This is a genomic window from Phyllobacterium sp. OV277, from assembly GCF_900104355.1.
Taxonomy (GTDB): domain Bacteria; phylum Pseudomonadota; class Alphaproteobacteria; order Rhizobiales; family Rhizobiaceae; genus Phyllobacterium.
Window position 1 is genome coordinate 64581 of the sequence record NZ_FNIY01000011.1, and the last position, 21639, is coordinate 86219.

Sequence of the window (21639 nt, forward strand, 5' to 3'; positions counted from 1 at the left end):
CAGTCCCTGACCTCTCATTTGCACGCGTGCGCTCGACCTTTGCCCCCAACATTTGGGGTATAAGCACATGTCTCTTTCTCTTGAAACCACCCGTATCGATGGTCATGCACCTGTTCGCGCTGGCGAAACGCCATCATCCTCGACAGAACCCGGCTACCGCGTCATCCGCCGCAATGGTTCGGTGACACCGTTTGATCCCCTGAAAATCACTGTCGCGCTGACCAAAGCCTTCATCGCTGTTGAGGGCAATATCGCCGCTGGCTCGCGCCGTGTGCATGATGTGGTTGAAGGTTTGACCTCCGACATCGTGACAACATTGAAGCGCCGCAGCAGCGAGGGCCGTCTGTTTCATATTGAGGATGTGCAGGATCAGGTTGAGCTTGCCCTTATGCGCAGCGAGAACCACAAGGTTGCACGCGCCTATGTTCTCTACCGGGAAGAGCGCACGCGGGAACGCGCCAAACTGGTTGAGCCCGTGGCTGAGACCGGCCCGTCACTCAATGTCACCCTGCTCGACGGCACCAAGGCTCCGCTCGATGACATCCGTCTCGCCCGCATCATCAATGAAGCCTGTGAAGGTCTGGAAGGGGTCAGTGCCACACCCATTCTCAGCGAGACCCAGCGCAATCTATACGATGGTATCACGCTCGATGAGCTGTCGCTTGCGCCTATTCTGGCAGCGCGCACGCTGGTTGAAACCGAGCCGAATTACTCCTTCGTTACCGCCCGTCTGCTCCTCGACAAGCTGCGCCGCGAAGCATTGAGTTTTGTTTTCGGCAGGTCTGAACAGGCAACCCAGCATGAAATGGCGGAACGCTACGCAGATTATTTCCCGGCCTATGTGAAGGCTGGCATCGAAGCCGAATTGCTCGACCCGGAACTGGCTCGTTTCGATCTCAAGAAGATTGCCGCTGCCTTGAAACCGGAACGCGACCTGCAATTCCAGTATCTCGGCTTGCAGACGCTTTATGATCGCTATCTCCAGCAGACACGCGGCATCCGGTTTGAATTGCCGCAAGCGTTCCTGATGCGCGTTGCCATGGGTCTTGCGATCCGCGAGATCGACCGCGAAGCGCGCGCCATCGAATTCTACGATCTGTTGTCGTCCTTCGACTTCATGGCGTCCACGCCAACATTGTTCAACTCGGGCACCTTGCGCCCGCAGCTATCCTCCTGTTTCCTGACCACCGTCGCTGATGATCTCGACGGCATCTTCAAAGCCGTGAAGGACAATGCCCTGCTGGCGAAATACTCAGGCGGTCTTGGCAATGACTGGACGCCGGTGCGCGGCCTTGGCGCCCACATCAAAGGCACCAATGGCGAAAGTCAGGGTGTGGTGCCATTCCTCAAAGTCGCCAATGACACGGCCATCGCGGTCAATCAGGGTGGCAAGCGCAAGGGTGCCGTCTGCGCCTATCTTGAAACATGGCATGTGGATATCGAAGAATTTCTCGATCTGCGCAAGAACACCGGCGATGACCGCCGCCGCACCCATGATATGAACACCGCCAACTGGGTGCCTGATCTGTTCATGAGCCGTGTTGAAGCGGATGCGCAATGGACCCTGTTCTCGCCGGATGACACGCCTGATCTGCACGATCTCTATGGCGCGGCATTCAAATCCGCCTATGAGGCCTATGAAGCCAAGGCTGCGCGCGGTGAAATTCGTGTGTTCCGCACCATCAGGGCATTGGACCTGTGGCGCCGTATCCTGACCATGCTGTTCGAAACAGGCCATCCATGGGTGACTTTCAAGGACCCTTGCAATATCCGCTCGCCGCAGGGCCATGTCGGCGTCGTACATTCTTCGAACCTGTGCACGGAGATCACGCTTAATACATCCAAGGACGAAGTTGCGGTCTGCAATCTGGGCTCCATCAATCTTGCCAATCACATTGGCAGTCAGGGCCTTGATCTGGAACGTTTGGCCCGCACGGTCGCAACAGCCATGCGGATGCTCGACAATGTGATCGACATCAATTTCTACACCATTCCCGAAGCGCGCCATTCCAATCTGCGTCACCGTCCGGTTGGGCTTGGGCTGATGGGTTTTCAGGATGCCCTGCAGGCCCTGCGCATTCCCTATGCATCCAACGAGGCGGTGGCTTTCGCTGATCTGAGCATGGAAGCAATCTCCTACCATGCCATTTCGGCTTCGGTTGATCTCGCCGGCGAACGCGGCAGCTATCCAAGCTTCAGCGGCTCTCTCTGGTCAAAGGGTATTCTTCCCATCGACTCCATCGAACTGCTCGATCAGGCCCGCACGGCAGCCGGTGCCAAGCTTTCCATGGATCGCAGCACAACCCTTGATTGGGAAGCCCTGCGCAAGCGGGTGAAGAAGACAGGCATGCGCAATTCCAACACCATGGCGATTGCACCAACTGCCACGATCTCAAACATCTGCGGCGTTGCTCAATCCATTGAGCCCGCCTACCAGAACCTGTTCGTCAAATCCAACATGTCCGGTGACTTCACCGTTGTGAATGCCGCGCTTGTGCATGATCTCAAGGCACGTGGCCTTTGGGACGAAGTGATGATCTCGGACCTCAAATATTTCGATGGTTCGGTCGGCGAGATTGACCGCATTCCCGATGATCTCAAGGCGCTCTATGCCACCGCCTTTGAAATCGACAGTGCATGGCTGATCGCAGCGGCCTCGCGCAGGCAAAAATGGATCGATCAGGCTCAGTCACTCAATCTCTACATTGCCAACCCAAGCGGCAGGAAACTGGATGAGCTTTATCGCCTCGCCTGGAACAGTGGTTTGAAGACCACCTATTACCTGCGCTCGCGATCTGCCTCGCATGTGGAAAAGTCCACGCTGAAAGGCACGGATGGCAAGCTCAACGCCGTTGCTGCCAAGCCGATTGCCGAACCGATCATTCTTTCGGAACCAGCTGGAAATGCCTGTTCCATCAACGATCCTGACTGTGAAGCCTGCCAGTAAGCGCTCATGCGCCTGCCAACCCATGCTTTGCAATGAATTGAAGGAGACAACCATGCTTGACTGGACCAATACCGAAGCTGCCGCCAATGCGGCCCGCGCTATCCATCCCGCCCTTGCGCCCGATCAGGCGCCTGCCACCGACGCCACGGGTCTTGGCGATATCGTCCGCGGTGGGGGGCGGGTGCGTGTCGATGACAAGGCGATGATCAACGCGCGCGCCGATGTGAACCAGCTCCTGCCGCTCAAATATCATTGGGCCTGGGAAAAGTATCTCAACGGCTGCAACAATCACTGGATGCCGACAGAAGTCTCGATGCAGGCTGACATTGCGCTCTGGAAATCCAAGGATGGCCTCACCGATGACGAACGGCGCATGATCAAGCGCAATCTCGGCTTCTTTGCCGCATCGGAGTCGCTTGTCGCCAACAACATCGTGCTCGCCATCTATCGCCACCTGACCAACCCGGAATGCCGCCAATATTTGCTGCGTCAAGCTTTTGAGGAAGCGGTTCATACCCATACGTTCCAATATATCGTTGAAAGTCTTGGGCTGGATGAGGGCGAACTGTTCAATATGTACCGTGAAGTGCCTTCCATTACCGACAAGGCGGCATGGGCGCTCAAGCACACGCAGAACCTCGACAATCCGGACTTCAAAACCGGCACACCGGAGATGGATCAGGCATTCTTGCGCGATCTCGTCGCCTTCTATGTGATTTTCGAAGGCATGTGGTTCTATACCGGTTTTGCCCAGATTCTGTCGCTCGGACGGCGCAACAAGATGGTCGGCATTGCCGAGCAGTATCAGTACATCCTGCGCGACGAGAGCATTCACATGAATTTCGGCATCGACGTGATCAACCAGATCCGTCACGAAAACCCGCATCTGTGGACGAAAGCCTTTACGGAAGAGCTGCGCGGAATGATCAGGGATGCGGCTGAACTCGAGGCCTCCTATAGCCGTGATACCATGCCGCGCGGTTTCCTCGGGCTGAATGCTGCCTTGTGCGAAACCTATATGCATTTCATCGCCAACCGCCGCTGCGCCCAGCTTGGCCTCGCACAGGTCTTTGCCGATACGGATAATCCGTTCCCGTGGATGTCGGAGGCGATGGATCTGAAGAAGGAAAAGAATTTTTTCGAAACGCGCGTCATCGAGTATCAGAGCGGCGGAGCACTGGCATGGGACTGATCAGCGCGATGCCAAAGCCAGAGGATGTTTTCGTTTCTTGGCTCATTCAGCAACCCCGGAACACCGATCTGGCGGCAGCCGCTGCTCTGGAGGTGGCGCGTTTGCGCCGCCACGCGGGCCATCCGGGTGTCAAACGGTTGCATGATCTCTTTTGTGCTCTGATCAGCGCAAAGGAAGCAGGGCTCCGGCCAAAAACATCGCAGTTACGGCAATGAAGCGAAAAGTCCTCATTATCGGCATCGGGGCAGGCAACCCCGATTATGTCACCATTCAGGCTGTGAACGCGCTCAATCAGGTCGATGTCTTCTTTATCCCAGACAAGGGCGTCGAGAAGGAACAGTTATCACGCATTCGCCGCGAGATCTGCGAGCGTTTCATCAGGGATCATGAGTATCGCATGGTGGATTTTGAAACGCCCGTCCGCCACAAGCCATCATCGACCTATCGCTCCAGTGTCGAGGATTGGCACGACAAGGTGGAGGCAACCTATGCGCATTTGCTGATGGAGGAGCTTGGCGATGATGAGTGCGGGGCGTTTCTCGTCTGGGGTGATCCATCTCTTTATGACAGCACATTGCGGATTCTGGATCGCCTCAATGCCAAAGGTGGCTTTGAACTCGAATATGATGTGATCCCCGGCATATCAAGCATTCAGGCGCTGACGGCCAAGCACAAGGTTGTGCTCAATCGTATCGGCGAATCCATCACTATTACGACAGGCCGCAAGCTGGAGGAGGGGTTTCCCAACAACTCCGAAAGCATTGTGGTCATGCTCGACGGCGAGGGCGCTTTCAGGAATATCAAGGAAGACGTCGATATTTATTGGGGTGCCTATGTCGGAACGGAGGACGAGATTCTTCTATCGGGCCGGTTGCGCGATGTGGTCGATGAGATCGAACGATTGCGCAACGTGGCGCGTGAACGAAAAGGCTGGATCATGGATACGTATCTGCTGAAACGAACGGGTGAAAAATAGCCGTTAGGGACGGTTTTGCATCAGCATGACAAGGCGACACAGGTGCGACAGAATTTGCCGCCAATAGAATTGATTTGTTGACATAAAGATATCTTTATGTGAGTTTATGCCTCCCATCCCAAGATGGCCAAGAGGCGTTTGTACGATGAATATTGCAGTCGATAATCTGTTTGGTCCCATGGGCGCTCCGCGGGACGGCTCGGAAGTGTTTGAAGCGCTGACCAAGGCGGCGCAGGAACGCATCCTGATTCTCGATGGTGCTATGGGCACGCAGATTCAGGGGCTGAGCCTTAACGAGGATGATTTTCGCGGTGACCGCTTTACCGATTGCTCCTGCCACCTGCAGGGCAATAATGACCTTCTGATTCTGACCCAGCCACAGGCAATCGAGGATATTCACTACGCCTACGCCATGGCTGGCGCTGATATTCTTGAAACCAACACCTTTTCGTCCACGACCATCGCCCAGGCTGACTACAGCATGGAAGAGGTGGTTTATGAGCTTAACCGCGATGGCGCGCGCCTTGCGCGCCGTGCCGCCATCAAGGCTGAACAGAAGGATGGCAAGCGCCGCTTCGTTGCCGGTGCGCTTGGACCGACAAACCGTACTGCATCCATGTCGCCCGACGTGAACAACCCGGGCTATCGCGCTGTTACTTTTGACGACTTGCGCATTGCCTATGCGGATCAGGTGCGCGGATTGATGGATGGCGGCGCGGATATCATCCTGATCGAAACGATTTTCGATACATTGAACGCCAAGGCCGCAATTTTCGCAACACAGGAAGTTTTTGAGGAAAAGGGCATTACCCTGCCTGTGATGATCTCTGGCACGATCACCGATCTGTCAGGGCGCACATTGTCCGGCCAGACACCAACCGCTTTCTGGCATTCCGTCCGCCATGCGGAACCTTTCACGATAGGCTTGAATTGTGCCCTTGGTGCCAATGCGATGCGCGCTCATCTGGCAGAAATCTCCAGCGTTGCCGATACCTTTGTCTGCGCCTACCCCAATGCCGGTCTGCCGAACGAATTCGGCCAGTACGACGAGAGCCCGGAGGCGATGGCGGCCCAGCTTGAAGGCTTCGCTCAGGACGGGCTGCTGAATATCGTCGGCGGCTGTTGCGGTTCGACGCCTGAACATATCCGCGCGATTGCCGAGGCTGTTGGCAAATATCCGCCGCGTCAGATCCCCGATATATCGGTTCATATGCGGTTATCCGGCCTTGAGCCGTTCACGCTGACCAAGGATATCCCCTTCGTCAATGTGGGCGAGCGCACAAACATCACCGGTTCCGCCAAGTTCCGTAAGCTGATCACCGCGGGCGATTTCGCAGCGGCGCTGGATGTGGCGCGCGATCAGGTCGCCAATGGTGCGCAGATCATCGACGTCAATATGGATGAAGGCCTGATCGACAGCGAAAAGGCGATGGTCGAATTCCTCAACCTGATTGCCGCCGAGCCTGACATTGCCCGTGTTCCCGTCATGATCGACAGTTCCAAATGGGACGTCATCGAGGCCGGGTTAAAATGTGTTCAAGGCAAGCCGCTCGTCAATTCGATCTCCATGAAAGAAGGCGAGGAAGCGTTCCTGCATTATGCAAAACGCGTGCGTGCCTATGGTGCTGCCGTCGTGGTCATGGCCTTCGATACGGAAGGTCAAGCCGATACGCTGGAGCGCAAGGTTGAAATTTGTACCCGCGCCTATGAACTCCTGACCAAGGAAGCCGGTTTTCCGCCTGAGGATATTATCTTTGATCCGAATGTGTTCGCCGTTGCCACCGGTATCGAGGAGCACAATGGCTATGGCGTCGCCTTCATCGAAGCCACACGCCAGATCACCGAAACACTGCCGCATGTGCATATCTCAGGAGGTATTTCCAACCTGTCATTCTCGTTCCGTGGCAATGAGCCGGTGCGCGAAGCCATGCATGCCGTGTTCCTCTACCATGCCATTCAGGTCGGCATGGATATGGGCATCGTCAATGCCGGACAGCTGGCAGTCTATGAATCCATCGACAGGGAATTGCGCGACGCGTGTGAAGATGTCGTGCTCAACCGGCGCGATGATGGAACGGAACGGCTGCTTGATCTTGCCGAACGCTACAAGGGTTCGGCGGGCAAGGAAGCCCGCGAGCGCGATCTCGCCTGGCGCGAATGGAGCGTGGCTGATCGTATTTCCCATGCCCTCGTCAATGGCATCACCGAGTTTATCGATGTCGACACCGAAGAAGCACGGCTTGGTTCCGAGCGGCCGCTGCATGTGATCGAAGGCCCGTTGATGGCGGGCATGAATGTTGTCGGCGACCTTTTCGGTGCAGGAAAGATGTTCCTGCCGCAGGTGGTGAAATCCGCCCGTGTGATGAAACAGGCCGTGGCGCTGCTTCTGCCCCATATGGAAGCGGAAAAGCTTGCCAATGGCGGCACAGGTGAACGTGAAAGCGCGGGCAAAGTGCTGATGGCAACAGTCAAGGGTGACGTCCACGATATCGGCAAGAACATTGTCGGCGTCGTGCTCGCTTGCAACAATTACGAGATCATCGATCTTGGCGTTATGGTGCCTGCCACCAAGATTCTGCAGACAGCGAAAGAGCTGAATGTCGATATTATCGGGCTATCAGGGCTGATCACGCCCTCGCTTGACGAGATGGTGCATGTGGCTTCCGAGATGGAGCGGGAAGGCTTTAACATTCCGCTGCTGATCGGCGGCGCAACGACAAGCCGCGTCCATACGGCGGTCAAGATCAATCCGCGCTATCATAGCGGCCAGACTGTCTATGTCACCGACGCAAGTCGCGCCGTCGGTGTGGTTTCAAACCTGCTCTCGCCAGATGCGAAAGGCGGCTTCGTCGACAATATTCGCAAAGAGTACACCAAGGTTGCCGAGACCCATGCCCGCAACGAAGCCGATAAGCAGCGGCTGCCACTCGCCAAGGCCCGTGCCAATGCGCACAAGATCGACTGGTCTGGCTATGAACCGCCAAAGCCATCTTTCCTCGGAACGCAGGTGTTTCAGAATTACGATCTTGCGGAGTTATCACGCTATATCGATTGGACACCTTTCTTCCAGACTTGGGAATTGAAGGGACGTTATCCCGCCATTCTCGAAGATGAACATCAGGGCGCAGCGGCGCGGCAGTTGTTTGCCGATGCGCAGGCCATGCTGACCAAGATCATTGACGAAAAGTGGTTCAATCCGAAAGCCGTCATCGGCTTCTGGCCAGCGGGCACGGTCGGCGACGATATCCGTCTGTTCACCGATGAGACGCGCGCGAAAGACCTTGCCACGCTCTATACATTGCGCCAGCAGCTCTCGAAGCGCGATGGTCGTCCGAATGTTGCCCTCTCCGATTTCGTCGCACCGGTAGACAGTGGCAAGCAGGACTATATTGGCGGCTTCGTTGTCACGGCGGGTATAGAAGAGATCGCCATCGCCGAACGTTTCGAGCGGGCCAATGATGATTACTCCTCCATTCTGGTCAAGGCTCTGGCAGATCGCTTTGCCGAAGCCTTCGCCGAATTGATGCATGAGAAGGTGCGCAAGGAATTCTGGGGCTATGCGCCTGATGAAAGCCTGCAACCGACAGAACTGATCGGCGAGCCTTATCGCGGTATCCGTCCGGCACCCGGCTATCCGGCCCAGCCTGATCATACGGAAAAAGACACGCTGTTCCGTCTGCTCGATGCGGAAAAACAGATTAATGTACGCCTGACCGAGAGTTATGCCATGTGGCCGGGCTCATCGGTGTCGGGGATCTATCTCGCCCATCCGGAATCCTATTATTTTGGCGTCGCCAAGGTGGAGCGCGATCAGGTTGAGGATTATTCCGAGCGCAAGGCCATGCCTGTCGAGGAAGTCGAGCGGTGGCTTGGTCCGATCCTCAATTATGTTCCTGCGCCAAGGGCTCAAGCGGCCGAGTGAAGGTAATTGCGGGGAGGTGCTCCCAGCATGCGCTTGAACATGGTGGTAAAGGCCGGAACACTATTATAGCCGAGATCAAGCGCAACGCTTGTCACCGGCTCGCCTTCCGTCAAGCGCGGCAAGGCGGATAGAAGACAGGCCTGCTGCCGCCATGTCGAGAGGCTTAATCCCGTCTCGCGCCGGAAAAACCGCGTAAAGGTGCGGCGGCTCATACCCAAACGATCGGCCCAATCGTCTATATTGGTGCGCGGTGAAGGGTCTTTCAGAAAACTCCGGCAGAGCGCTGCAAGTCTCGTATCATCAGGAAAGGGCAGACCGAGCGGCTGCTCTTCCAGCATGGGAATTTCATGCAGCAGCAATCCCATCATGTAGGTGGCGCGCGGGCTTACCTGTTCCTGCTCCGGTGAAGCAACCATTTCGCGAATGAGCGTGTCCATGAGAGGTGTCAGGCTGGTTACGTGCAGGTGGCTCTTCAGCCCCTCAACAGCATCAGGCCGCACATAGATGGAATGCATGGCCACATCACCATGCATATCCACCGCATGTCCTATTCCGGCCGGAAGCCATAAAGCGTGATGCGGCGGAACCATCCAGCGGCCAAACTTCGTTGTCACCATCGCAACACCTGTCATCGCGTGCAGAAGCTGCGACAGGCTATGGCGATGTTCAGGGATATGGCAGCCGGAAGGATAGTGCGCCAAGCCCGCAACAACATCGCCCTTGGATTGCTCAAGCCATTCAAGCCGTTGAAGATGAAGCCGCAGAAAATCTTTTGCAAAGAAGCTTGCTTCAGGAAATTTCAGATAGAGCATCAGACTTGGCCCACTTGCGAAAGAAATAGACCAAACCACGAAGGCGGGTTGCATGCAACAAGTATATCAGAGAGGTGAAGGGGGACGCGGCGGTCGCGATTCACCCCCTCATTCTCCGATGGAACGCCCGATATGACCGATACGTCCTTGCCTTTGCAGCGCTCAAGCGCTGAAACCACCGCCTTCGCGATCATTTTCGCCGTCAGCTTCTGCCACCTGCTCAATGATATGATGCAGTCGATGCTTTCGGCTATCTACCCGATGCTCAAGACCAATTATGGGCTCGACTTCAAACAGATCGGTCTTCTTACCCTGACGTTTCAGGTCACTGCATCGCTGCTGCAACCCATTGTCGGCACTTACACCGACAAACGCCCCATGCCCTATTCCCTGCCTGTTGGCATGGGCTTTTCGCTTGTCGGCCTTGGCCTTCTGTCGATTGCCACGCACTATTCGATGCTGCTCATTGGTGCTGCCTTTATCGGCATTGGCTCGTCCATCTTCCATCCGGAATCGTCGCGCGTTGCTCGTCTTGCTTCCGGTGGACGCCATGGCCTTGCCCAGTCGCTGTTTCAGGTTGGCGGCAATTTCGGCACGGCACTTGGCCCATTGCTGGCAGCATTCATCATCCTGCCGCACGGCCAGCAGAGCATTGCCTGGTTTTCGGCTGCTGCGCTGATCGGCATGATCATCCTTTATCAGGTCGGCAACTGGTATCAGCGTTATCGCGCTGCCAACTCGAAAAAGCCGCCCGCAAGCCGCGCCCTGAAACTGCCGCGCCGCAAGGTGACAATGTCGCTGATCATTCTGACATTGCTTGTTTTCAGCAAGAACATCTATCTGGCCAGCATATCGAGCTACTACACGTTCTACGTGATCCATAAATTCGGTATCACCGTGCAACAGTCGCAGCTGATGCTCTTCCTGTTCCTTGGTGCAGCGGCTGTCGGCATCATTGGCGGCGGGCTGGTCGGTGACAAGATCGGCGTCAAGACCGTGATCTGGTTTTCGATCCTTGGCGTCCTGCCGTTCACGCTGCTGATGCCCTATGCAAACCTGTTCTGGACGGGGGTACTGACCGTATTCATCGGCCTCATCCTGTCTTCTGCCTTCCCCGCTATCGTGGTGTTTGCACAGGAACTGGTGCCGGGACGCGTCGGCATGATTGCCGGTATCTTCTTCGGCTTCGCGTTCGGCATGGCCGGGATTGCGGCTGCGGTTCTCGGTGTTGTTGCCGACAGCAAAGGCATCGACTTTGTCTATATGATCTGCTCCTACCTGCCGTTCCTTGGCCTCCTCACCATCTTCCTGCCGAGCATGCGTGAGTTGAAGGGAGAGTCGGTGCTCGCATCGGCGTAACAGGCAGCGCTATTGTTGCCCTAGGGCGACAGTCGTTGAAATAACAGATCACGACGACGTCAGGTCCGGAACAGTCATGTTTCGGGCCTGATTTCAATTGGATGAATGATTTCAACAGCTAAACATGATTTCTTTATTCACATTTTTATACTTAGTGCAAAACCTTCTGGAAGCGTTCTAAATCATTGTTGTTGCGCGCTATTTCACATCATATTATCCAAAAGTATGACGTTTCAACCGCGCATGAACACCAAGATCAATGGCTTTACAGTCGTGGGAGGCCTGCAGAGGCGTTCCTGGGACGGTATTGTCGCCGATCTTTTCAGTGTCGATTGTGCCCCCGATGCGAGTGGCCAATACCAAGCCCAGGATCCCAGGCTTTTCATCATCCTTGATGGGCTGAAGACCGGCACCTTCAATGTGAAACTGGACCCGAAAAGCAAAGATCTCGGCAGCGAGGGCGTTGCCAATCCCATGTGCTATGTTCCGGCGGGAATGCCGCTCTGGTCCCGTCTTGATGCGATCAAACATATCAGGCATATCGACCTGCATTTCGATATCAAAGCATTGGTTAAACGCTTCGGCGAAGATGTTGATCTGGATGTGATGGCCCAGCCACGTCTGATGTTTTCCGATGCCCGCATTCTGGCGCTCGCCAATCTCCTCGCAGGGGAATGCACCAATCCGGAACCATTGCACCAGCTCTACGGGGAGAGTCTGGCAATCTCCGTTTTCTCGGTGCTGTTCGACATCAAGGCCAAGGTGGAGCGCAAGCGCAGCAAACTTGCGCCTTGGCAGTTGCGCCGTGTGACCGATTATCTCGAAGAAAACTGGATGCATTCGATCCGTCTGCAGGAGTTGGCGGAGTTGACCGGGTTATCGCAATCGCATTTCAGCCACGCCTTCAAAGCTTCAACCGGCATGCCGCCACACCAATGGCAAATGAGCGTCCGTGTGCGGCGCATCGAGGAGATGTTGCTGCGCTCGAACCATAGTCTCAATCATATTGCGGAACTCGCGGGCTTTGCCGATCAGGCTCACTTCACACGCGTATTTCGCCAACACACCGGCGTCACACCAGCCGCATGGCAGCGCGCACAGAAGTAACCGGCGGACTTTAGCCCAAAAACGTTCAAGAATCCGCGATTTCAGACAAGACCCCACTATATAGTTGAGTTAAATATTCATAATATCTTTCAGGCACATGATGATACCAGCGCGGGTGCAGCGGCGTGCGGGATCATTGTATTTTGGGGCGACACAATGACAAGAAACAACCGGACCCGCTGGGCGAGCCTTTTGCTTGCCAGCACGACACTGGGCATTTCGATCATGCCGAATGCTGCCAATGCTCAAGAGCCCATCGTCCTGAAGGAAATCGTCATTGATGGTGGCAATGGCTCGGCAACCGGTCCCGTGAATGGATATGTAGCCAAGAAAACCGAGGCTGGCTCCAAGTCAGATATGCCGATCACTGCTATCCCGCAGTCCGTTTCGGTCGTTGGCCAACAGGAATTGCAGGACCGCGGCGTCAAGAAGGTTGATGAAGCGCTGCGCTACACGGCTGGTGTCACCGCATCGCCCTTCGGTGAAGACCCCGATACGGACTGGATTTTCATTCGCGGTTTTCAGGCTACACAGACAGGCATATTCCTCGATGGCTTGCCGCTCTTTGGCTATGGCTTTGGCGGCTTCCAGATTGATCCATTCATGCTTGAGCGCGTTGAAGTCCTCAAAGGCCCGGCATCCGTGCTTTATGGCGGCGCCAATCCCGGTGGCATCGTCAATATGGTGAGCAAGCGTCCGCAGAAGGACCGCTTTGGCCGTATTGAAACCGGCATCAACCAGTATGGCAATGCTTATCTCGGTGTTGATGTCGGTGACAAGATCGACGAAAACGGCGTGTGGACCTATCGTTTCACTGGCCGCGTTGCGGGCGGCGACCAGCAGACGGATTTTGCCGAGGACCTGCGCGGCATTATCGCGCCGCAGCTGACCTATGAGCCATCGGCAGACACCAAGATCACGCTGCATGGCTACTTCTCGGCGCTCGACCAGACCCATTCCGGCGGCAGCTTCCTTCCCTATGTGGGCACGGTTGTTGATGCGCCATTCGGCAAGATCAGCCGCGATGCGAATTTTACTGAACCCGGCATCGACAATGGCAAATACAAACAGGCCATGATCGGCTACGAAGTCGAGCACACATTCGACAGTGGCTGGAAGCTCAGCCAGAATGTCCGCTACGGCCACATGACGAAGCAGGAAACCAGCCCTTATCCTTACGGTTATGTTGACCCGGCCTATCCTTATGGTGGTGGTCCGAACCCGACAACGCCGGATAATCTGCTGTATCGCATTGGCTTCAATCACGACACCAGGGTCGATACATTCCTGATGGACAACCGCGCCGAGAAGGAATTCTCGACCGGACCACTCGAACACAAGTTCCTGTTTGGTGTTGACTATAAATATTACAAGATCGATCAGGTACAGGCATCAGGCGGCGCAACGCCGATCAGTGCCAATAACCCGGTCTATGGGGCGCCGCAGGGCCCAACCAGCGTCTATCTCGATCAGGTTCTGAAGATGAACCAGATTGGCGTCTATGCGCAGGATCAGGTGCGCTTTGGCGATGGCTGGCTGGTCACGTTGAATGGCCGCTACGATTATGTGAAAATCCAATCGGATTCAGCTGAAGGTCCCTTTTTCCCGTTGGGCCCAACCTATGAATACAACAAGAGCGCTGTCAGCGGGCGTGTTGGCCTGGGCTATGAATTTCCCAACGGCGTGACGCCCTATGTCAGTGCCGCTACATTCTTCAATCCGGTGATCGGCGTAACATTGGGCGATCCTTTAAAGCCGGAGGAGGGCTATCAGTTTGAGGCTGGCGTCAAATATGTACCTGACTTTGTTGATGGCCTGCTGACTGCATCGGTGTTCCAGATCACCAAACAAAATGCTCTGTCGCGTATTCCGGGTACATTCATCGACACGCAATTGGGCGAGGTCACATCAACGGGGCTTGAGCTGGAAGGCAAAGTCAATATCGACCAGAACTGGAAGGCTCTCGCATCACTGACCGTCCTCGACATGGAAATCACCAAGGATGAAGATGCAAAACTGATTGGCAACTGGCCGACAATCGTCCCCAAAGTGACGGCTGCTTTCTGGCTGGATTACACAGTCGATCAAGGGCCACTGGAAGGCGTAAACCTCGGTGCAGGCGTTCGCTATCAGGGTGAATCCTATGCCAATAAGAGCAATACCCTCAAAGTGCCCGGCGCAACGCTGTTTGATGCGGCGATCCGCTATGAAAAGGATAGCTGGGGCGTGGCTCTTAATGTCACCAACCTTTTCGACAAAGCCTATGTGAAGGGTTGCGACGGTGAGGCAGTGTGCGGTTATGGCGATGGCCGGACGTTTACGCTATCCGCCCATACCAAGTGGTAGCGCGAAAACACCATTTACAAAACTGACGAATCTGGACACCCGCGATGCAAATGCATGGCGGGTGTTTTCCTTTGCAGGTGCTCCTGACTCGATTTGTCAGGAGGTGGTTTGAAAACCTGTTCTGATCACCATATAAGGAAAACAATTCTTCCAATGATGGTTCGCATCTCCAGTTCGTTCGTCTGGAGACGCCGCGGCCGAAAATTCCGTTCGGATAGTCTCATGTCATCAGCCATATCTGTTTCCAACCTGTACAAGACCTATGGTTCAGGTTTTGAAGCATTGAAGAACATCAACCTCGATATCCATCACGGCGAGATCTTTGCACTGCTCGGACCGAATGGTGCTGGCAAGACGACGCTGATCAGCACGATCTGTGGTATCGTCAATCCGACATCGGGAACGATCCTTGCCGATGGCCACGACATCCTGAAAGACTATCGCGCGGCGCGCACGAAAATCGGCCTCGTCCCGCAGGAACTGACAACGGATGCTTTCGAGACCGTGTGGAACACTGTCAGTTTCAGCCGGGGCCTGTTCGGGAAACCATCCAATCCTGCTCATATCGAGAAAATCCTGAAAGAACTCACTCTGTGGGACAAGAAAGACAACAAGATCATCACCCTGTCAGGCGGCATGAAGCGCCGCGTGATGATCGCCAAGGCATTGTCGCACGAACCGGAAATTCTGTTTCTCGACGAGCCGACGGCAGGTGTCGATGTGGAATTGCGCCGCGATATGTGGAACGTGGTTCGGGCGCTGCGCGAGTCCGGCGTCACCATCATCCTGACAACCCATTATATTGAAGAAGCCGAGCAGATGGCAGACCGCATCGGTGTCATCAGCAAAGGCGAGATCATCCTGATCGAAGAAAAAAACGAGCTGATGCGCTCGCTCGGCAAAAAGCAGCTCCGGCTGCAATTGCAGGAAGAGCATAAGACCATACCAGCGGCTTTGGCCAAATATGGCCTTGAACTGACGCCAAGCGGCTGCGAGCTGATCTACAGCTATGACGCCCATGAGGACAAAACGGGCATCGCCGCCTTGCTCAAGGATCTGGACAAGGCGGGGGTAGGGTTCAACGACATTCAGACGAAGCAAAGTTCGCTTGAGGAAATCTTCGTCAATCTGGTGAGAGAACGCAAATGAACCTTTATGCGATCCGCGCGATCTATCTGTTTGAAATGCATCGCACATGGCGCACGATCATGCAGAGCATCATCTCGCCCGTTATTTCCACAAGCCTGTATTTTGTTGTCTTCGGTTCGGCGATCGGGGGCCGTATCCCTGAGATCAATGGTGTCAGCTATGGTGCATTCATCGTGCCGGGGCTGGTCATGCTGTCGCTGCTGACACAAAGCATCTCCAATGCTTCCTTCGGCATCTACTTTCCCAAATTCACCGGGACGATCTACGAGTTGTTATCCGCGCCGGTCTCTTATTTCGAGATTGTCATCGCCTATGTCGGAGCGGCGGCCTCGAAATCGATTATCCTTGGAGTGATCATTCTGGCAACGGCCGCGCTGTTCGTGCCGATGCGAATCGACCACCCCTTTGTCATGGTGCTGTTTCTGGTGCTGACGGCGGTGACCTTCAGCCTGTTCGGCTTCATTATCGGTATCTGGGCGGATGGCTTTGAAAAACTGCAGCTGGTGCCGCTGATGATTGTCACGCCGCTGACTTTTCTGGGCGGCAGCTTCTACTCCATTGATATGCTGCCACCATTCTGGCGGACCGTTACCCTGTTCAATCCGGTGGTCTACCTGATTAGCGGGTTTCGCTGGAGCTTCTACGGAGTGTCTGACGTGCATATCGGAACAAGCCTTGGGATGACGGCAGTGTTCCTCGTCGTCTGTATTCTGATTGTGCGCTGGATGTTCAAGACGGGATACAGGCTGAAAAGCTAAGCCTATTCTTCCCAACGCTGCGATGGATCGCGATCATCAGTCGTATGATTGCGCTCCTCGCTGCTGAGGAAGTCAGCTGAAATCTCTTCGGATTTCAGCAACAGGCGGCCATCCTGATCAGACACAGCGCCATAGGCGACGCCGCGCTCTGGCGTGGATGGTTTGAACAAGATTTTCACTGTCGGACCCATAAGCGTTCCCCGTACTTAAAATCGTACGCACTACCCACGACGTGTATGATGCAGGCAAAAGCCGCTGAGAGTCGAGTCCCTTCAGCGGCTCCAGAGTCCATAGAGGACCAAAGCCACGAACAATGTAACGAAAGCTGCGAAAGCAATATGCAGTTTTACCAGAACACTTTTGGTTCCCGATATACGCGCATTCAGTGGCCGGGTTTTCTCCGGGCGCGTACGCAGGCGCATCCGCGCCAATATATCATCCAGCGCCTTGCAGCCGTCCAACTCATCCTCATGTGAGGCAATGAACCGGAACAACGCCGCGTCGAAAAGCAGATAGCCTGTTAAAAACAGGGTGACCAAGCCGCCAATCATCATGAGGGGCCAAAGCCCGGCAAACAGAGCGCCACCCTTGTCAGCGATAATGGAGGTGCCGACCATAAGTATGCAGGTAAGGACGCCATAGGTTATGGCGCGCTGCCTCAAATGATGAGCAAACTCGGCAGCATCTTCCTCCATGGCAGTCCTTTCCCAGGCCTTTGATATTATAGCCTGTGCCCACTCATTTTATGATCATATGGGACCACCCACAATCAGAATATTGCGGAGCATCGTTCAAAGCGTTTTTCAGGAACTGGCGTTAGGGCTTTGATCTTATAGGGCAAAGCGCCGGAAGACCTTTTTCAGCGTAAGGGCAGTTCCAATCGCAATAACCCCCGCGATTGCAACAGGTATGGCTGCGGCTTTCCAGCCAACGGCATCAACAAGACTGCCGACAACGACTGGACCAATCATCTGGCCAAGATTGCTGCCCTGCATCACAAGTCCGACTGACATCGCTCCAAGTTGCGCCTCCGGCACCGCCCGTGGTGCAGCCCCCATCATCGCTGAGGGCAGACAACCGCCAACGCCTGAGAAAACAACGCAGAGACTGAAAATCAGCCATGTCGGTCCGGAAAGAGTGAACACGGCGATACCTGTCATCGTCATGATGGCGCTTGCCACGGCAAGCAGTAACCAGCGCGGCACACCATGACGCAGCGCGATGCCAGCGCCAATATTGCCAACAATATTGGTCACAATGGCAAAGGCAGTCATCATGCCCGCAGCCGTACTTGATACACCCATCCGTTCGGCCAGAAGGACAGGCAGAAAGCTGAACAGTGCAAAAAACTGCAGGCCATACATGGCGAACATCATGGCCAGAAGCAGCGGACCAGCTGACGTAACTGTCTTGCCTGCATTCTTCGCTATCGTGTTCAGTGAAGGCTTTGCCTGCGGTGATTTCTCTTTCGGAACAAGGATTTGCAACAGGAGAGCGAACAGGCAGGCAATAATCGCATTGGCGAACCAGAAGACGCGCCAGCCATCAATGGCAAGACCAAGCAGAATTGCCAGCGCGATTCCAGCCGGCATATAGCAACTCCAGAACGCGAAAACGAGATCACGATCCCGTGCCGTGGCAATGCGGTTGAGGATGGCAGACCCGGCAATGACCACGAACAGCAAACCCGTTCCCTCCAGAACACGCGCCGCAAGCAGGATGTTGAAGGTTTCGGTCGATGCGCCAATTGCGCTACCCAATGCAATGCCAAGAAGACCCGCGACAATCAGATTTCTGTCGCCAAAGCGCGTTGTGGCCGCTCCTGCGGGAATACCGCCCACCACCGCAAGCAAGGCGAAGATCGACATTACCCATCCAGCCTGACCAAGGTTCAGGTGAAAATCATTGCGCAATGCGGGAATGGCAATAGCGGCCTTGCCCACTTGAAGCGCGGCTACGACGCCGCTTGCTATAACAAGGATTGTGGAGAGACGATCGGTTTTGAGGGTGGGCAGGCTACTGATATCAGTCACGACAGGTATCCGGGAGAATTGCACTGCTTTGATCATCGCATGCCAATTCCATCGATGATATTGACAAAATATGGCTCAATATGATCGATTAAATAGATCATGTTGGATGCACTCACGCTTGATCAGGTGCGCATGTTTGTTGCCGTCACCGAGACCGGCAGCTTTCGCGCGGCGGCAACACAGCTGTCGCGCGTACAGTCTGCCATCAGCCACTCAATTGCAGGCATGGAAACCCAACTCGGTGTTGCGCTGTTTGACCGTTCGGGCCATCGGCCAGTTCTGACATCGGAGGGGCAAGCACTGCTTGCCGATATCAGAGCCATCCTGTTGAAGGTGGATACGATGCGGGCCCGGGCGCGGGGTTTGGGGGAGGGGCTCGAACTTGGCATATCCATCGCGCTTGACCCGCAATTTCCCGTTGAACTTGCGGCGAGTGCCTTGAAAGCGGTGCAGGATGCCTATCCCTCCGTTGGTGTACGGCTGACCATCGCCCCCATGGGAACGCCCATCGCTGCCTTGCGCGAACGCCGATGCACGATGGCCATTATGGCGTTGGACATGCCGGATCCGATGATAGAGCTGGAAGAGCTTGCCTTTCTCTGGCGCGTGGCCGTTGTCTCGCCGCACCACCCGCTGGCGCTACGTGCTGCCCTTGGACCTGCAGTCACTGCAGCAGAGCTTGCCGATCATGTCCAGATTGTTGGTGAGGACCCCTCGCACCTGACAGAGGGCCGCGATTTTCACGTTCTGTCGCCGCGAACCTGGCGGGTCAGCGACAATGACACCAAGCGGGTTCTCATCCTGAAAGCCATTGGTTGGGGCAACCTGCCAATCTGGCTGGTTGAGAAGGATTTGAGCGAGGGAAAGCTGGTGCGGGTGCCCACGGCCGAGTATGGCCAGAAGGGCGAAACGGTGCTGCGCGCCTATATTGCCCACCGTTCCGATGAGCCGTTAGGGCCCGCTTCGCGGCTGTTTCGCAAGGCGCTTATCGAGCAGGTTCAGCAGGAAAAAATATCCGCCCCCTGAATGTCCCGCTTTGCCATTGCTTCTGGAAAACACACTTTGGGGCTCCTCTACGGTTGTACTACCCCCTGTTCTGCACTAGGTGCTAACCGCGAACACACGCACTCTCTTGGGGGAAATATAATGCTTTGCCCGCGCTGATGCCCAAATTCTGCAGCACCAGCGTGGAAAGCAATAATGGCCGACAGGCCCAACTGCTCGGGCTGCTTTTGCCTGAGTGGAATTAAGAAAAGAAAAGGAAAGTAACAAAATGCCAGAATTCCGTTTTGCCATTGCGGCTGTCATGACCCTGTTCATGGCCCTGACAATCTCAGCTTGCTCGGACAGCGAGGTCACCCAGCGCAAGGCATTCATCGATTTTCTGCAGACACGCATTGTCGACAAGAAGGGTGTGAGCGTCCCGCAACTCACCGCAGAAGAGACCAAATCGCTGGGTTCCTATGCTGCTCAGTACAAGGTCATCACTGATTTTCACGCGGCCATGAATGAAAAGATCAGCAAGCCGATGGAAGCCCTTACTGCCAAGGGCGCAATTACATCCATCAATGATGCCATGAATCGCAAGGAAGACATCAAGGCCGCCTTTGCTGGCCTGAGCACCCTGCGCACCGCCATGGATGAAGAGCAGGCCACCGCGGATAAGGCTCATGCGGCATTGAAGCAGCCGGAGGACCTCAAACCCGTTTTTGACAAGGCCTATGACAAGACCGTCAGCAATCTTGCCAATACCTATAAGGAAATCTTTCCGGCCACGAGCGAGACCTTTGACATTCTCCTGAAGGTTGTCGATTTCGTTGACCAGCATAAGGACAAGATCACGATTTCAGGCTCAATGTTTGAGGTGTCCGATCCCACTGTTCAAGCGCAACTGAACACTCTGCTTGAACAGGTCAATGCCAAGGGACAGGCCATGTCCCAAGCGCAGAAGAAAATGCGCACAGCAATTTACGGCAATTAATCGACCCGGCCACGCGCGGCGACGGGGGCAATTTCGACCACCTCGTCGCCTGAAATCAGCACCACGCTGTCAAACAGGTTCGACACCACGCAGGCATGATTGGGGATAATCCGCACCCGATCGCCAATCTCAGGCTTGGATTTGCAACCTGATACATCGATTGTCCCATGTTCCTCGCTCAGCGATGTAATCACCGCTTCCGGGAACTCCACGATCCGCCCAAAACCTTCCATTCCAAATGTATCGCTCGACAGCGACTTTGATCCCGCGTCGATAACCACACGGTTTTCCGTCGGGCGGCTGACAACGGTTGCAAGGACAGTCAAAGCACAATCGTCCCAGGTGCCCGCATTCTTTGCCACCTGAAACCGGTCCATATAGATATAGGTGCCGGGCCGATGTTCCGTGGCAGTTGTCACCTCATGGGCCTGCCACATATCGGGTGAGCCGCCATTCGAGATAATGCCGGGATTAAGACCCGCATCAATGGCTTTCTGCTTTGCTGATGCCAGCCAAGCCTGATTTTCTGCAACAGCGCCCGCTTTCGGATAGGTCATGAAACCCGCAAAGGTGAGACTGTTGGCAGCATCGATTGTCTTCGCCAATGCCACGGCCTCATCGGGCGTTTGCACACCGCAGCGGCCCATGCCCGTATCGCATTCAACGAGAACTTCGAGCGGTTTTGCCGAATTGGCGAACGCAGCGGCGAGGCCACTCACCGTTGCCGCACTGTCGGCTGTCACAGCAATCTTGATACGGTAATGCAGCGCCACAAGCCGGTCGAGCTTGGCTTTGCCGATAATATTATAGGGAATAAAGATATCGGTGAGACCAGCATCGGCCATGACCTCGACTTCACCGAGTTTCTGACAGGTGATCCCGACAGCACCGAGTTCCACCTGACGCTTGGCAAAACGCGGCAGTTTATGTGTCTTGATATGTGGGCGCACGGCCAACCCATGCTTGTCCGCATAGGTCTGGAAGCGCTGCAAATTGGCATCTGCCCTGTTCACATCGATAAGGACGGCAGGTGTATCAAGTTCGGACAGTTTCAATT

Annotated in this window: 17 protein-coding genes; 12 read left to right on the plus strand and 5 right to left on the minus strand. The window is 55.2% G+C overall.

The features are described 5' to 3' along the window. Positions 1-67: 67 nt before the first annotated feature. From BLU05_RS23040 to metH, 5 genes are all read left to right on the plus strand, one after another. The gene (locus BLU05_RS23040) at positions 68-2947 is read left to right on the plus strand and encodes a ribonucleoside-diphosphate reductase subunit alpha (RefSeq protein ID WP_091885431.1); all 2880 of its coding nucleotides are present in this window, start codon (positions 68-70) and stop codon (positions 2945-2947) included. A gap of 52 nt (positions 2948-2999) precedes the next feature. Beyond that, a complete protein-coding gene (locus tag BLU05_RS23045; RefSeq protein WP_091885620.1) occupies positions 3000-4139 on the plus strand; it encodes a ribonucleotide-diphosphate reductase subunit beta in 1140 nt (379 codons plus the stop codon). After that, positions 4130-4354, plus strand: coding sequence for a hypothetical protein (locus BLU05_RS23050; protein WP_091885434.1), 225 nt, complete (start codon positions 4130-4132; stop codon positions 4352-4354). The genes BLU05_RS23045 and BLU05_RS23050 overlap by 10 nt, the downstream gene beginning before the upstream one ends. After that, entirely contained in the window at positions 4351-5115 is a 765-nt protein-coding gene (gene cobF / locus BLU05_RS23055; RefSeq protein ID WP_091885437.1) for a precorrin-6A synthase (deacetylating), read from the plus strand. Before BLU05_RS23050 ends, cobF begins: the two co-directional genes overlap by 4 nt. Before the next feature lie 145 nt (positions 5116-5260). Next, complete coding sequence (gene metH, locus BLU05_RS23060) at positions 5261-9037, plus strand: methionine synthase (protein WP_091885440.1); 3777 nt, start codon at positions 5261-5263, stop codon at positions 9035-9037. Here the strand turns inward: metH and BLU05_RS23065 are convergent. After that, positions 9022-9849 carry an AraC family transcriptional regulator gene (locus BLU05_RS23065; RefSeq protein ID WP_091885443.1) on the minus strand — a complete coding sequence of 276 codons (828 nt, stop codon included), beginning with the start codon at positions 9847-9849 and terminating at the stop codon, positions 9022-9024. The two genes, metH and BLU05_RS23065, sit on opposite strands and share 16 nt — an antisense overlap. 132 nt (positions 9850-9981) lie before the next feature. Between BLU05_RS23065 and BLU05_RS23070 the strand changes: the two genes are divergently transcribed. From BLU05_RS23070 to BLU05_RS23090, 5 genes are all read left to right on the plus strand, one after another. Continuing rightward, the gene (locus tag BLU05_RS23070; RefSeq protein WP_091885446.1) at positions 9982-11208 is read left to right on the plus strand and encodes an MFS transporter; all 1227 of its coding nucleotides are present in this window, start codon (positions 9982-9984) and stop codon (positions 11206-11208) included. Positions 11209-11433: 225 nt separating this feature from the next. Continuing rightward, the gene (locus BLU05_RS23075; protein WP_091885448.1) at positions 11434-12315 is read left to right on the plus strand and encodes a helix-turn-helix domain-containing protein; all 882 of its coding nucleotides are present in this window, start codon (positions 11434-11436) and stop codon (positions 12313-12315) included. Between the two features lie 156 nt (positions 12316-12471). Further along, on the plus strand, positions 12472-14661 hold the full coding sequence (locus BLU05_RS23080; protein ID WP_091885451.1) for a TonB-dependent siderophore receptor: 2190 nt from the start codon (positions 12472-12474) through the stop codon (positions 14659-14661). A gap of 222 nt (positions 14662-14883) precedes the next feature. Further along, positions 14884-15810 (plus strand): ABC transporter ATP-binding protein, encoded by a 927-nt coding sequence (locus BLU05_RS23085; RefSeq protein WP_091885623.1) that lies wholly within the window; start codon positions 14884-14886, stop codon positions 15808-15810. Continuing rightward, positions 15807-16568, plus strand: a complete 762-nt coding sequence (locus tag BLU05_RS23090) for an ABC transporter permease (RefSeq protein ID WP_091885454.1) — start codon at positions 15807-15809, stop codon at positions 16566-16568. Before BLU05_RS23085 ends, BLU05_RS23090 begins: the two co-directional genes overlap by 4 nt. A 2-nt stretch (positions 16569-16570) precedes the next feature. Here BLU05_RS23090 and BLU05_RS26330 read toward each other — a convergent pair whose 3' ends face one another. The 3 genes from BLU05_RS26330 to BLU05_RS23105 all read right to left on the minus strand — a co-directional run bounded on the left by BLU05_RS26330 (position 16571) and on the right by BLU05_RS23105 (position 18601). Then, positions 16571-16747 carry a hypothetical protein gene (locus BLU05_RS26330; RefSeq protein ID WP_175540720.1) on the minus strand — a complete coding sequence of 59 codons (177 nt, stop codon included), beginning with the start codon at positions 16745-16747 and terminating at the stop codon, positions 16571-16573. A gap of 93 nt (positions 16748-16840) precedes the next feature. Beyond that, positions 16841-17263: a hypothetical protein gene (locus BLU05_RS23100; protein ID WP_091885460.1), complete on the minus strand. Its 423-nt coding sequence runs from the start codon at positions 17261-17263 to the stop codon at positions 16841-16843. Between the two features lie 135 nt (positions 17264-17398). Further along, positions 17399-18601 (minus strand): MFS transporter, encoded by a 1203-nt coding sequence (locus BLU05_RS23105; RefSeq protein WP_175540721.1) that lies wholly within the window; start codon positions 18599-18601, stop codon positions 17399-17401. 99 nt (positions 18602-18700) lie between these two features. On the opposite strand from BLU05_RS23105, the gene BLU05_RS23110 reads away from it, so the two are divergent. Both BLU05_RS23110 and BLU05_RS23115 read left to right on the plus strand, forming a co-directional pair. Continuing rightward, on the plus strand, positions 18701-19627 hold the full coding sequence (locus BLU05_RS23110) for a LysR family transcriptional regulator (protein WP_091885466.1): 927 nt from the start codon (positions 18701-18703) through the stop codon (positions 19625-19627). 247 nt (positions 19628-19874) lie between these two features. Then, positions 19875-20582, plus strand: a complete 708-nt coding sequence (locus tag BLU05_RS23115) for a DUF3053 family protein (protein ID WP_091885469.1) — start codon at positions 19875-19877, stop codon at positions 20580-20582. Here the strand turns inward: BLU05_RS23115 and BLU05_RS23120 are convergent. Beyond that, positions 20579-21637, minus strand: a complete 1059-nt coding sequence (locus BLU05_RS23120) for a D-TA family PLP-dependent enzyme (protein ID WP_091885471.1) — start codon at positions 21635-21637, stop codon at positions 20579-20581. The two genes, BLU05_RS23115 and BLU05_RS23120, sit on opposite strands and share 4 nt — an antisense overlap. Positions 21638-21639 lie beyond the last annotated feature (2 nt).

Excerpts from the sequence above, each read along its gene's own strand:
- BLU05_RS23090 (WP_091885454.1), top strand. The coding sequence starts at position 15,807 with ATGAACCTTTATGCGATCCGCGCGATCTATCTGTTTGAAATGCATCGC.
- BLU05_RS23080 (WP_091885451.1), top strand. The coding sequence starts at position 12,472 with ATGACAAGAAACAACCGGACCCGCTGGGCGAGCCTTTTGCTTGCCAGC.
- BLU05_RS23070 (WP_091885446.1), top strand. The coding sequence starts at position 9,982 with ATGACCGATACGTCCTTGCCTTTGCAGCGCTCAAGCGCTGAAACCACC.
- BLU05_RS23065 (WP_091885443.1), bottom strand. The coding sequence starts at position 9,849 with ATGCTCTATCTGAAATTTCCTGAAGCAAGCTTCTTTGCAAAAGATTTT.
- BLU05_RS23045 (WP_091885620.1), top strand. The coding sequence starts at position 3,000 with ATGCTTGACTGGACCAATACCGAAGCTGCCGCCAATGCGGCCCGCGCT.
- BLU05_RS23110 (WP_091885466.1), top strand. The coding sequence starts at position 18,701 with ATGTTGGATGCACTCACGCTTGATCAGGTGCGCATGTTTGTTGCCGTC.
- BLU05_RS23050 (WP_091885434.1), top strand. The coding sequence starts at position 4,130 with ATGGGACTGATCAGCGCGATGCCAAAGCCAGAGGATGTTTTCGTTTCT.
- metH (WP_091885440.1), top strand. The coding sequence starts at position 5,261 with ATGAATATTGCAGTCGATAATCTGTTTGGTCCCATGGGCGCTCCGCGG.
- BLU05_RS23100 (WP_091885460.1), bottom strand. The coding sequence starts at position 17,263 with ATGGAGGAAGATGCTGCCGAGTTTGCTCATCATTTGAGGCAGCGCGCC.
- BLU05_RS23075 (WP_091885448.1), top strand. The coding sequence starts at position 11,434 with ATGACGTTTCAACCGCGCATGAACACCAAGATCAATGGCTTTACAGTC.
- BLU05_RS23040 (WP_091885431.1), top strand. The coding sequence starts at position 68 with ATGTCTCTTTCTCTTGAAACCACCCGTATCGATGGTCATGCACCTGTT.
- cobF (WP_091885437.1), top strand. The coding sequence starts at position 4,351 with ATGAAGCGAAAAGTCCTCATTATCGGCATCGGGGCAGGCAACCCCGAT.
- BLU05_RS23115 (WP_091885469.1), top strand. The coding sequence starts at position 19,875 with ATGCCAGAATTCCGTTTTGCCATTGCGGCTGTCATGACCCTGTTCATG.
- BLU05_RS23085 (WP_091885623.1), top strand. The coding sequence starts at position 14,884 with ATGTCATCAGCCATATCTGTTTCCAACCTGTACAAGACCTATGGTTCA.